This window comes from Ramlibacter sp. (genome assembly GCF_036383835.1).
GTDB lineage: Bacteria > Pseudomonadota > Gammaproteobacteria > Burkholderiales > Burkholderiaceae_C > Ramlibacter.
Genome location: NZ_DASVNN010000028.1, coordinates 40,018 through 49,515, shown reverse-complemented (window position 1 = coordinate 49,515; position 9,498 = coordinate 40,018). Strand labels below are relative to the sequence as shown.

Genomic DNA, 9,498 nt, shown 5'->3' with positions numbered 1-9,498 from the left:
CAGACGCGCGAGCACATCCTGCTGGCCCGCCAGGTGGGCGTGCCGCACATCATCGTGTTCATGAACAAGTGCGACATGGTCGACGACGCCGAGCTGCTCGAGCTGGTCGAGATGGAAGTGCGCGAGCTCCTGACCAAGTACGACTTCCCCGGCGACGACACCCCGATCATCAAGGGTTCGGCCAAGCTGGCGCTGGAAGGCGACAAGGGCGACCTGGGCGAGCAGGCCATCATGCGCCTGGCCGATGCCATGGACACCTACTTCCCCACGCCCCAGCGGGCGGTGGACGGCGCCTTCCTGATGCCGGTGGAAGACGTGTTCTCCATCTCCGGCCGCGGCACCGTGGTGACCGGCCGCGTGGAGCGTGGCGTGGTCAAGGTCGGCGAGGAAATCGAGATCGTGGGCCTGACCCCGACGGTCAAGACCATCTGCACCGGCGTGGAAATGTTCCGCAAGCTGCTGGACCAGGGCCAGGCCGGCGACAACGTCGGCATCCTGCTGCGCGGCACCAAGCGCGAAGAAGTCCAGCGCGGCCAGGTGCTGGCCAAGCCGGGCAGCGTCAAGCCGCACACGCACTTCTCCGCCGAGATCTACGTGCTGAGCAAGGACGAAGGCGGCCGCCACACGCCGTTCTTCAACAACTATCGCCCGCAGTTCTACTTCCGCACGACGGACGTGACCGGCGCGATCGAGCTGCCGAAGGACAAGGAAATGGTCATGCCCGGCGACAACGTGACGATCACCGTCAAGCTGATCGCCCCGATCGCGATGGAAGAAGGCCTGCGCTTCGCCATCCGCGAAGGCGGCCGGACCGTCGGTTCCGGCGTCGTTGCCAAGATCATGGAGTAATGGCCATGGCCCAGCAAAAGATCCGCATCCGCCTCAAGGCCTTCGATTACAAGCTGATCGACCAGTCCGCCGCCGAGATCGTCGACACCGCCAAGCGCACCGGCGCCATCGTCAAGGGCCCCGTGCCCCTGCCGACGCGCATGAAGCGCTTCGACATCCTGCGTTCGCCGCACGTCAACAAGTCGTCGCGCGACCAGTTCGAGATCCGCACGCACCAGCGCCTGATGGACATCGTCGACCCGACCGACAAGACGGTCGACGCCCTGATGAAGCTGGACCTGCCGGCCGGCGTGGACGTGGAGATCAAGCTGCAGTAACCCTGCGGTTTGCGTTCCGGAAGAGCCGCCCTCGAGGCGGCTCTTTTTCATCCTGGCAGCTTTGTAGGAAGACTGCTACAATCGCAGGCTTCGCTCGGTTTGCGCCGGGCGGAGCTATTTAGTCGCCGGTCAAGCCGGCGTGATCAACCCTCTTTCGCAGGGCCTTCGCGGCCCAAACGCAGAAGCCAATTGCAGCGGCTGCGGCGAAAGCAACGGAGTAACAACATGAGTCTGAGCAGCCTCGGGTTGCTGGGCCGCAAGGTGGGCATGATGCGTGTCTTCACCGATGAAGGGGACGCAGTTCCCGTCACGGTGCTGGACGTGTCGAACAACCGCGTGACCCAGGTCAAGAACCAGGACAACGACGGCTACGTGGCCCTGCAGGTCACGTTCGGTGCACGCCGCGCCTCGCGCGTCACCAAGCCGGCCGCCGGCCACCTCGCCAAGGCGGGTGTCGAAGCCGGTGAAATCATCCGTGAATTCCGTGTCGACGCCGACACCGCCGGCAAGTACGCCGCGGGCAAGGCCGTGCCGGTGCAGGACATCTTCGCCGCCGGCCAGCTGGTCGACGTGCAGGGCACCTCGATCGGCAAGGGCTTCACGGGCACCATCAAGCGCCACAACTTCAGCTCGCAGCGCGCGTCGCACGGCAACAGCCGTTCGCACAACGTGCCGGGCTCGATCTCGATGGCGCAGGATCCGGGCCGCGTGTTCCCGGGCAAGCGCATGTCGGGCCACCTGGGCGACGTGACCACCACCGTGCAGAACCTCGACGTCGTCCGCGTGGACGAGGCCCGTGGCCTGCTGCTGGTCAAGGGCGCCGTCCCCGGCGCGAAGAACGGTTTCGTGACCGTTCGCCTGGCCGCCAAGGGCCAGCCGAAGCCGGTCCAGGTGCAAGCCAAGGCCGAGAAGGGGAAGAAGTAAATGCAACTCGAACTCCTGAACGAGCAGGGCCAGGCCGCGTCGAAGATCGACGCCCCCGAGACCGTGTTCGGCCGTGAATACAACGAAGCGCTGATCCACCAGATCGTGGTGGCCTTCCAGGCGAATGCCCGTCAAGGCACGCGCGCCCAGAAGGACCGCGAGCAGGTCAAGCACTCGACCAAGAAGCCGTTCCGCCAGAAGGGCACGGGCCGCGCCCGCGCCGGCATGACCTCTTCGCCGCTGTGGCGCGGAGGCGGCCGGATCTTCCCGAACAGCCCGGACGAAAACTTCTCCCAGAAGATCAACAAGAAGATGTACCGCGCCGGCATGGCGTCGATCTTCTCCCAGCTGGCCCGCGACGGCCGTCTGGCGGTCCTCGAGTCCCTGAAGCTCGACAGCCCCAAGACGAAGCAGCTGGCCGCCAAGTTCAAGAAGATGAACCTGGAGTCGGTGCTGGTGATCGCCGACGAAGTGGACGAAAACCTGTACCTCGCCTCCCGCAACCTGGCCAACGTGCTCATCGTCGAGCCGCGTTACGCCGACCCGGTGAGCCTGGTGCATTACAAGAAAGTGCTCGTCACCAAGGGCGCGATCGAGAAGCTGAAGGAGATGTTCGCATGAGCACCGCCTCCAAGAAATACGATGAAGGCCGCCTGATGCAGGTCCTCGTCGCCCCCATCGTCTCCGAGAAGGCGACCATGGTGGCCGACAAGACCAATGCCGTGACCTTCAAGGTCCTGCAGGACGCCACCAAGCCCGAGATCAAGGCCGCCGTCGAACTGATGTTCAAGGTGCAGGTCAAGGGCGTGTCCGTCGCCAACATCAAGGGCAAGACCAAGCGCTTTGGCCGTTCCGTGGGCCGCCGCGACAACATCCGCAAGGCGTATGTGACGCTGCAGCCGGGCCAGGAGCTGAACTTCTCCGGGGAGACCGCTTAATCATGGCAGTCATCAAGCTCAAACCGACGACTCCCGGCCAGCGCGGCACGGTGAAGATCTCGCGCGACCACCTGCACAAGGGTGCCGGTTACGCGCCCCTGCTGGAACCCCAGATCCAGAAGGCCGGCCGCAACAACAACGGCCACATCACCACCCGCCACAAGGGCGGTGGCCACAAGCACCACTACCGCGTGGTCGATTTCGTCCGCAACAAGGACGGCATCCCGGCGAAGGTGGAGCGCATCGAGTACGACCCGAACCGCTCGGCCCACATCGCCCTGGTGGTGTACGCCGACGGCGAGCGCCGCTACGTGATCGCCCCCCGCGGCCTGGAAGTCGGCTCGACGCTGGTTTCCGGCTCCGAGGCGCCGATCCGCGCGGGCAACACGCTGCCGATCCGCAACATCCCGGTGGGTTCCACGATCCACTGCATCGAACTGCAGCCCGGCAAGGGCGCGCAGATCGTGCGTTCGGCGGGCACCTCCGCGACGCTGCTGGCTCGCGAAGGCGTGTACGCCCAGGTCCGGCTGCGCTCCGGCGAAGTCCGCAGGATCCACGTCGAGTGCCGCGCCACCATCGGTGAAGTGGCCAACGAAGAACACAGCCTGCGCCAGTTGGGCAAGGCCGGTGTCAAGCGCCACATGGGCATCCGCCCGACCGTCCGCGGCGTGGTGATGAACCCGGTCGACCACCCGCACGGCGGCGGCGAGGGCAAGACCGGCGAAGGCCGCCATCCTGTCGACCCGTGGGGCAACCTGACCAAGGGTTACCGTACTCGCAACAACAAGCGCACGCAGACGTTCATCGTCTCGCGCCGCAAGAAGTAAGGGGTCCGCAACATGACGCGTTCTCTCAAGAAGGGTCCGTTCGTGGACCACCACCTGGTGGCCAAGGTCGACAAGGCCGTTTCCACCAAGGACAAGAAGCCGATCAAGACCTGGTCGCGCCGCTCGATGGTCCTGCCCGATTTCATCGGCCTGACCATTGCCGTGCACAACGGCAAGCAGCACGTGCCGGTCTACATCACCGACCAGATGGTGGGCCACAAGCTGGGCGAATTCGCCCTGACGCGCACCTTCAAGGGTCACCCCGCCGACAAAAAAGTCGTGAAGAAGTGAGGCTGAGAAATGGCTGAAACCAAAGCGATTCTCCGCGGCGTGCGCCTGTCCGTCGACAAGGGCCGCCTCGTGGCCGACCTGATCCGCGGCAAGAAGGTGGACCAGGCCCTGAACATCCTGAACTTCACCCAGAAGAAGGGTGCCGTCATCGTCAAGAAGGTGCTGGAGTCCGCGATCGCGAACGCCGAGCACAACGACGGCGTCGACATCGACGAGCTGAAGGTCAAGACGATCTACGTGGAACAAGGCACGGTGCTGAAGCGCTTCACCGCGCGCGCCAAGGGCCGCGGCAACCGCATCAGCAAGGGTACGTGCCACGTGTACGTGACCGTCGGGAACTGAGGAAGAACATGGGACAGAAGATCCATCCGACCGGCTTCCGCCTGGCCGTCACCCGCAACTGGAACTCCCGCTGGTACGCGAACAACCGTGACTTCGCCGACATGCTCGGCGAGGACATCAAGGTCCGCGAATACCTGAAGACCAAGCTGAAGAACGCTGCGGTCTCGCGCGTCCTGATCGAGCGTCCGGCCAAGAACGCGCGCATCACGATCTACTCCGCCCGCCCGGGCGTGGTGATCGGCAAGAAGGGCGAGGACATCGAGGCGCTGAAGAAGGAACTGGCCGTCCGCCTGGGCGTGCCGGTCGCCGTGAACATCGAGGAAGTGCGCAAGCCCGAAGTCGATGCACAGCTGATCGCCGACTCGATCACCCAGCAGCTCGAGAAGCGCATCATGTTCCGCCGCGCGATGAAGCGCGCCATGCAGAACGCGATGCGCCTGGGCGCCCAGGGCATCAAGATCATGTCCGCCGGCCGCCTGAACGGCATCGAGATCGCCCGTACCGAGTGGTACCGCGAAGGCCGTGTGCCGCTGCACACGCTGCGCGCGGACATCGACTACGGCTTCTCCGAAGCCAAGACCACCTACGGCGTCATCGGCGTCAAGGTGTGGGTCTACAAGGGTGACACCCTGGGCCGCAACGACGTGCCGTCCCTGGACAGCACGCCGCGTCCCGAAGGCGAAGAGCGCCGTGGCCCGCGTGGCCCGCGCCGCGACGGCGACCGCCGTGGCGGCCCCGGCGGCGATCGCCGTGGTCCGGGCGCCGGCCGTGGCGGTCCCCGCCGCGACGCCGGTGCGACCAACGTCGCCCCTGCCGAAGGCAGCGACAAGCCCGCTGAAGCAACCGCAGGCGCTCCCGAAGCGCCGAAATCTACCGTTAAGCGCGTGCCCCGTAAGACGGGCGCCGCGCCGGCTGGTGGCAACCCCGCCGACGGTAAAGGAGAGTAAACATGCTGCAACCTGCTCGCCGCAAATACCGCAAAGAGCAAAAAGGCCGCAACACGGGCATTGCCACCACCGGCAACTCCGTGGCGTTCGGCGACTTCGGACTGAAGTGCACCGACCGCGGTCGCCTGACGGCCCGCCAGATCGAGGCCGCGCGTCGCGCGATCTCCCGTCACGTGAAGCGTGGCGGCCGCATCTGGATCCGCGTGTTCCCCGACAAGCCGATCTCCCAGAAGCCCGCTGAAGTGCGTATGGGTAACGGCAAGGGCAACCCCGAGTACTACGTGGCCGAGATCCAGCCGGGCAAGGTCGTGTTCGAGATCGTCGGCGTGCCCGAGGAACTCGCGCGTGAAGCGTTCAAGCTGGCCGCTGCAAAGCTGCCGCTGCGCACCACGTTCGTCACCCGCATGATCGGCCAGTAAGGAGCAAGGACCATGACGAAAGCCAATGATCTGCGTTCCAAGGACGCCGCCGGCGTGGAAACCGAAGTGAAGAGCCTGCAGAAGGCCCATTTCGGCCTGCGCATGCAGAAAGCCACCCAACAGCTCAACAACACCGCCACGCTGCGTTCCACGCGCCGTGACATCGCTCGCGCCAAGACCATCCTGGCGCAGAAGCGTGCGGAATCCGCCAAGTCCAAGGAGTGAAGATGACGGAAGCGAAAACCTCCCTCAAGCGCACTCTGGTCGGCCGCGTGGTGAGCGACAAGCGCACCAAGACCGTGACGGTGCTGGTCGAGCGTCGGGTGAAGCACCCGATCTACGGCAAGATCGTGATCAAGTCGAGCAAGTACCACGCGCACGACGAGAACGGCGAGTTCCACACCGGCGACCTGATCGAGATCCAGGAAAGCCGCCCGATCTCGCGCACCAAGAACTGGGTCGCGACCCGCCTGCTCGAAAAGGCGGCGCTGGTCTAAGACCCGGCCCCGCTGCAGGCAAGCCCGAAACGGCCCACAATCGTGGGCCGTTTTTCTTTTGTCCCACCCCATTGAGGAGATGAACATGATCCAGGTCGGCGAGCAACTCCCTGACGTCACCCTGCAGGAATATTCGGAAGTCGAAGGCAACGGCTGCAGCATCGGCCCCAACCCCGTGAAGGTGCGGGAAGCCACCCAGGGCAAGACCATCGCCCTGTTCGCGCTGCCCGGCGCGTTCACGCCGACGTGCTCCGCCAAGCACGTGCCCGGCTACGTCGAGAAGTTCGCCGAGCTGAAAGCCAGCGGCGTCGACGAGATCTGGTGCGTGAGCGTCAACGACGCCTTCGTGATGGGCGCCTGGGCGCGCGACCAGAAGACCGCCGGCAAGGTCCGCATGCTGGCCGACGGCAGCGGCGAATTCGCCAAGGCGATCGGCCTGACGCTCGACCTCAACGCCCGCGGCATGGGCCTGCGCAGCCAGCGCTATTCGATGCTGGTCAAGGACGGCAAGGTGGCTTCGATGAACGTCGAGGCGCCGGGCAAGTTCGAGGTGAGCGACGCGGGCACGCTGCTGGCGCAGGCACGGGGCTGACCCCCGTCATCCCCGCCTGCGCGGGAATGACGGAGCTCAGAATCTGCTGCTCAACGCCGCCGGCGAAGTGTTCCAGAGATCCGCCTTGAGGTAGTGCGCGCCCGGCACCGGGTTGTGATAGTAGGGCGGGATGTCCTCGAAGCCGAGGTCCTCGTAGAGGGCGCGCGCCGCCTCCATGTCGTCCAGCGTGTCCAGCAGCACGCAGTCGAAGCCCGCCCGGCGCGCCGCATCGAGCGTGGCCTCGGCGAGCCGCCGGCCGAGGCCGAAGCCGCGGAAGGCCTTGCGCACGTACAGGCGCTTCATTTCTGAGGCGTTCGGGTAGTCGCTGGAATCCAGCGGCCGCAGCGCGCAGCAACCGGCCAGTTCGCCGTCCACCCGCGCGAGGAACAGCGCGCCGCGCGGCGCCGCGTACTCGCCGGGCAGTTCGGCGAGTTCCTGCTCGAAATTCTGGAAGCAGAGATCGACGCCGAGCCCTTCGGCGTATTCCCGGAAGATCGTGCGCACCTCCTCGAATTCGGGCGCGCCCGAGGGAGACGAGAGTTCGATCAGGGGCAGTGGCGCTGTGTCCAAGATCCGGATTGCGAGTCCATGGACGGACCATTCTAGTCAAGCCACACGGTCGAGCTATGCTCCGTTGCCCGTGTTCCCCAGGTGCACGATCCAGGCGACCAGGCTCGCGCACACGGCGATGACAACCAGGGCCACCACGCGCGAAGCCAGGTCGTCGCGCGAGGAGACCGCGGGCGCGGCGAGTTCCTTGTCCCCGGCGATCATCGGCCGCACCAGCACCTGCCGCTTCTTCACGACGTACCAGCCGACCGCGCCCAGGTGCAGCAGCACCAGCGCGATCACCAGCAACTGCCCGACTTCCTTGTGGTACCAGGTGGCCGAGAGGCCGCGCGCGGTCGACACGAAGCGGTTCAGGGGCCCGGTGAAGGCGATCTCGTCGTCGGCGAACAGCCCGGTGGCCACCTGCGCCGCCAGCACCAGCAGCATCGCGAACACCGAGCCCGCGCCCAGCGGGTTGTGCCCGACGAGATGGTCGGGATGGGGGCGCCCGCCCACATAGGCCAGCACGCTGCGCGGAGCGAACAGGAAGTTGCGGAACTTCGACCAGTGCCCGCCCGCGAAGCCCCACACGATGCGAAACAGCAGCAGCGCGAACACGGTGTAGCCGAGCCGCGCATGCCAGGGCAGCGCGTTGCCGCCCGTGTAGCCGGTGACCAGCAGGCCGACCACGGCCAGCGCCAGCAGCCAGTGGAAGACGCGGGTTGGCAGGTCCCAGACGCGCACGCGGTATGCCATGGTGGTCCTCGTCGTTTGTTGGGGCGGTGCGACAGCCCCGCTGGCCCTCGGGCGCCGGTCTCAGTAGATTCCCGGGGTGGCGCGCCGCGGGCCGAACTTTTGCCAGGGTCCGCGGTCTGCTGCACAGGCATCCGTCACTTTAACCATCCGGAGAAGAACTCATGAAGTTTGCCGTCCCCTTCGCCATCGCGGCCGCCCTGCTCACGCTGTCCAGCCCGGCGTCCGCGCAGTTCGCCAAGCCGGAGGATGCCGTCAAGTACCGCCAGAGCGTGATGTTCGTGATGTCGCAGCACTTCGGGCGCATCGGCGCCATGGCCAACGGCCGCGCCCCCTACGACGCGAAGGTCGCGACCGACAACGCCGAGATCGTGGCGGAGATGTCCCAGCTGCCCTGGCCCGCGTTCACGGCCAACACCGACAAGCTGTCGCAGAAGGCGAAATCGGAGATCTGGAGCGAGCCGGCCAAGTTCAAGGAGCACAACGAGAAGTTGATGGACTCCACCGGCAAGCTGCTGGCCGCCGCCAAGACCAACAGCTTCGACAACCTGAAGTCGGCCTTCGGCAATACCGCGCAGACCTGCAAGGGCTGCCACGACAACTTCCGGAACCAGTAAACGGACCTGGCATGAAAAAGCCCCGCGATGCGGGGCTTTTTTTGGTCGTCATTCCCGCGGAGGCGGGAATCCAGGGTCCTGGGTCCCCGCCTCCGCGGGGATGACGATCAGGATTCCGCCAGCAGCTTCTCGATCAGCGCGTGCAGCTCCGCGAAGTTCGGCTCGCCGACGTAGCGCTTCACGATCTCGCCCTTCTTGTTCACGACGTACGAAGTCGGCGTGAGTTTCACGTCGCCCCAGGCTTGCGCCACCGCGCCGGTGTTGTCGATCGCGACGTTGAAGGGCAGCTTGCGCGACTGCGCGTAGTTCACCACGTAGACCGGCGGGTCGTAGCTCATGGCCACGGCCAGGTGGTCGTAGCCCTTGGCGTGGTACTTCTCGTAGGTGGAGACCATCTTGGGCATCTCCGCCACGCAGGTGGTGCAGCTGGTGGCCCAGAAGTTGACCAAGGTCACCTTCCCCTTCAGGTCCGCGGTGGTCTTCTTCGAACCGTCGAGAAGCACGAAGGTGGTGTCGGGCGCCGCATCGCGCGCGCAGCCGGCCAGCACCGCCGTGGCGGCCACTACGCCCGCCAGCAGCGCGCGGCGGCTCCAGTTCGTTCCGGTCTTCGTCTTTGCCATGTCAGCTGGGATTCTG

The 9,498-nt window shown here is 65.8% G+C and carries 17 protein-coding genes; 14 read left to right on the top strand and 3 right to left on the bottom strand.

Features of this window, described 5'->3' with window-relative positions; translation table 11 throughout:
• From VF522_RS05165 to VF522_RS05105, 13 genes are all read left to right on the top strand, one after another.
• Positions 1 to 849, top strand: an 849-nt coding sequence (locus tag VF522_RS05165) for an elongation factor Tu (RefSeq protein ID WP_330907161.1), incomplete at its 5' end; no start/stop codon positions are given.
• 5 nt (positions 850 to 854) lie between these two features.
• Complete coding sequence (rpsJ, locus tag VF522_RS05160) at positions 855 to 1,166, top strand: 30S ribosomal protein S10 (RefSeq protein ID WP_145895499.1); 312 nt, start codon at positions 855 to 857, stop codon at positions 1,164 to 1,166.
• Positions 1,167 to 1,391: 225 nt separating this feature from the next.
• Positions 1,392 to 2,090, top strand: coding sequence for a 50S ribosomal protein L3 (gene rplC, locus VF522_RS05155; protein WP_330907160.1), 699 nt, complete (start codon positions 1,392 to 1,394; stop codon positions 2,088 to 2,090).
• Positions 2,091 to 2,711: a 50S ribosomal protein L4 gene (rplD, locus tag VF522_RS05150; protein ID WP_330907159.1), complete on the top strand. Its 621-nt coding sequence runs from the start codon at positions 2,091 to 2,093 to the stop codon at positions 2,709 to 2,711.
• The gene (gene rplW / locus VF522_RS05145) at positions 2,708 to 3,028 is read left to right on the top strand and encodes a 50S ribosomal protein L23 (protein WP_330907158.1); all 321 of its coding nucleotides are present in this window, start codon (positions 2,708 to 2,710) and stop codon (positions 3,026 to 3,028) included. Before rplD ends, rplW begins: the two co-directional genes overlap by 4 nt.
• 2 nt (positions 3,029 to 3,030) lie before the next feature.
• Positions 3,031 to 3,855 carry a 50S ribosomal protein L2 gene (gene rplB, locus VF522_RS05140; RefSeq protein WP_330907157.1) on the top strand — a complete coding sequence of 275 codons (825 nt, stop codon included), beginning with the start codon at positions 3,031 to 3,033 and terminating at the stop codon, positions 3,853 to 3,855.
• 12 nt (positions 3,856 to 3,867) lie between these two features.
• Positions 3,868 to 4,146, top strand: a complete 279-nt coding sequence (rpsS, locus tag VF522_RS05135; protein WP_330907156.1) for a 30S ribosomal protein S19 — start codon at positions 3,868 to 3,870, stop codon at positions 4,144 to 4,146.
• 9 nt (positions 4,147 to 4,155) lie between these two features.
• Positions 4,156 to 4,488 carry a 50S ribosomal protein L22 gene (gene rplV / locus VF522_RS05130; RefSeq protein WP_193675724.1) on the top strand — a complete coding sequence of 111 codons (333 nt, stop codon included), beginning with the start codon at positions 4,156 to 4,158 and terminating at the stop codon, positions 4,486 to 4,488.
• 8 nt (positions 4,489 to 4,496) lie between these two features.
• Positions 4,497 to 5,435: a 30S ribosomal protein S3 gene (gene rpsC / locus VF522_RS05125; protein WP_330907155.1), complete on the top strand. Its 939-nt coding sequence runs from the start codon at positions 4,497 to 4,499 to the stop codon at positions 5,433 to 5,435.
• A gap of 2 nt (positions 5,436 to 5,437) precedes the next feature.
• A complete protein-coding gene (gene rplP / locus VF522_RS05120; protein WP_330907154.1) occupies positions 5,438 to 5,854 on the top strand; it encodes a 50S ribosomal protein L16 in 417 nt (138 codons plus the stop codon).
• Positions 5,855 to 5,866: 12 nt separating this feature from the next.
• Positions 5,867 to 6,079 carry a 50S ribosomal protein L29 gene (gene rpmC, locus VF522_RS05115; RefSeq protein WP_330907153.1) on the top strand — a complete coding sequence of 71 codons (213 nt, stop codon included), beginning with the start codon at positions 5,867 to 5,869 and terminating at the stop codon, positions 6,077 to 6,079.
• 2 nt (positions 6,080 to 6,081) lie between these two features.
• On the top strand, positions 6,082 to 6,351 hold the full coding sequence (gene rpsQ / locus VF522_RS05110) for a 30S ribosomal protein S17 (RefSeq protein WP_330907152.1): 270 nt from the start codon (positions 6,082 to 6,084) through the stop codon (positions 6,349 to 6,351).
• An 85-nt stretch (positions 6,352 to 6,436) separates the two neighbouring features.
• Positions 6,437 to 6,943 (top strand): peroxiredoxin, encoded by a 507-nt coding sequence (locus tag VF522_RS05105; RefSeq protein WP_330907151.1) that lies wholly within the window; start codon positions 6,437 to 6,439, stop codon positions 6,941 to 6,943.
• A 36-nt stretch (positions 6,944 to 6,979) separates the two neighbouring features.
• On the opposite strand, the gene VF522_RS05100 is transcribed toward VF522_RS05105, so the two are convergent.
• Entirely contained in the window at positions 6,980 to 7,513 is a 534-nt protein-coding gene (locus VF522_RS05100; protein WP_330907150.1) for a GNAT family N-acetyltransferase, read from the bottom strand.
• A gap of 54 nt (positions 7,514 to 7,567) precedes the next feature.
• A complete protein-coding gene (locus tag VF522_RS05095; protein ID WP_330907149.1) occupies positions 7,568 to 8,248 on the bottom strand; it encodes a cytochrome b/b6 domain-containing protein in 681 nt (226 codons plus the stop codon).
• 161 nt (positions 8,249 to 8,409) lie between these two features.
• On the opposite strand from VF522_RS05095, the gene VF522_RS05090 reads away from it, so the two are divergent.
• Positions 8,410 to 8,862, top strand: coding sequence for a cytochrome c (locus VF522_RS05090; protein WP_330907148.1), 453 nt, complete (start codon positions 8,410 to 8,412; stop codon positions 8,860 to 8,862).
• 107 nt (positions 8,863 to 8,969) lie between these two features.
• Here VF522_RS05090 and VF522_RS05085 read toward each other — a convergent pair whose 3' ends face one another.
• The gene (locus VF522_RS05085) at positions 8,970 to 9,482 is read right to left on the bottom strand and encodes a TlpA disulfide reductase family protein (protein WP_330907147.1); all 513 of its coding nucleotides are present in this window, start codon (positions 9,480 to 9,482) and stop codon (positions 8,970 to 8,972) included.
• Positions 9,483 to 9,498: the final 16 nt, after the last annotated feature.

What these genes read in the sequence shown, in the direction of transcription:
- rpsJ (WP_145895499.1), top strand. Translation starts at nt 855, where the DNA reads ATGGCCCAGCAAAAGATCCGCATCCGCCTCAAGGCCTTCGATTACAAG.
- rplC (WP_330907160.1), top strand. Translation starts at nt 1,392, where the DNA reads ATGAGTCTGAGCAGCCTCGGGTTGCTGGGCCGCAAGGTGGGCATGATG.
- rplD (WP_330907159.1), top strand. Translation starts at nt 2,091, where the DNA reads ATGCAACTCGAACTCCTGAACGAGCAGGGCCAGGCCGCGTCGAAGATC.
- rplW (WP_330907158.1), top strand. Translation starts at nt 2,708, where the DNA reads ATGAGCACCGCCTCCAAGAAATACGATGAAGGCCGCCTGATGCAGGTC.
- rplB (WP_330907157.1), top strand. Translation starts at nt 3,031, where the DNA reads ATGGCAGTCATCAAGCTCAAACCGACGACTCCCGGCCAGCGCGGCACG.
- rpsS (WP_330907156.1), top strand. Translation starts at nt 3,868, where the DNA reads ATGACGCGTTCTCTCAAGAAGGGTCCGTTCGTGGACCACCACCTGGTG.
- rplV (WP_193675724.1), top strand. Translation starts at nt 4,156, where the DNA reads ATGGCTGAAACCAAAGCGATTCTCCGCGGCGTGCGCCTGTCCGTCGAC.
- rpsC (WP_330907155.1), top strand. Translation starts at nt 4,497, where the DNA reads ATGGGACAGAAGATCCATCCGACCGGCTTCCGCCTGGCCGTCACCCGC.
- rplP (WP_330907154.1), top strand. Translation starts at nt 5,438, where the DNA reads ATGCTGCAACCTGCTCGCCGCAAATACCGCAAAGAGCAAAAAGGCCGC.
- rpmC (WP_330907153.1), top strand. Translation starts at nt 5,867, where the DNA reads ATGACGAAAGCCAATGATCTGCGTTCCAAGGACGCCGCCGGCGTGGAA.
- rpsQ (WP_330907152.1), top strand. Translation starts at nt 6,082, where the DNA reads ATGACGGAAGCGAAAACCTCCCTCAAGCGCACTCTGGTCGGCCGCGTG.
- VF522_RS05105 (WP_330907151.1), top strand. Translation starts at nt 6,437, where the DNA reads ATGATCCAGGTCGGCGAGCAACTCCCTGACGTCACCCTGCAGGAATAT.
- VF522_RS05095 (WP_330907149.1), bottom strand. Translation starts at nt 8,248, where the DNA reads ATGGCATACCGCGTGCGCGTCTGGGACCTGCCAACCCGCGTCTTCCAC.
- VF522_RS05090 (WP_330907148.1), top strand. Translation starts at nt 8,410, where the DNA reads ATGAAGTTTGCCGTCCCCTTCGCCATCGCGGCCGCCCTGCTCACGCTG.
- VF522_RS05085 (WP_330907147.1), bottom strand. Translation starts at nt 9,482, where the DNA reads ATGGCAAAGACGAAGACCGGAACGAACTGGAGCCGCCGCGCGCTGCTG.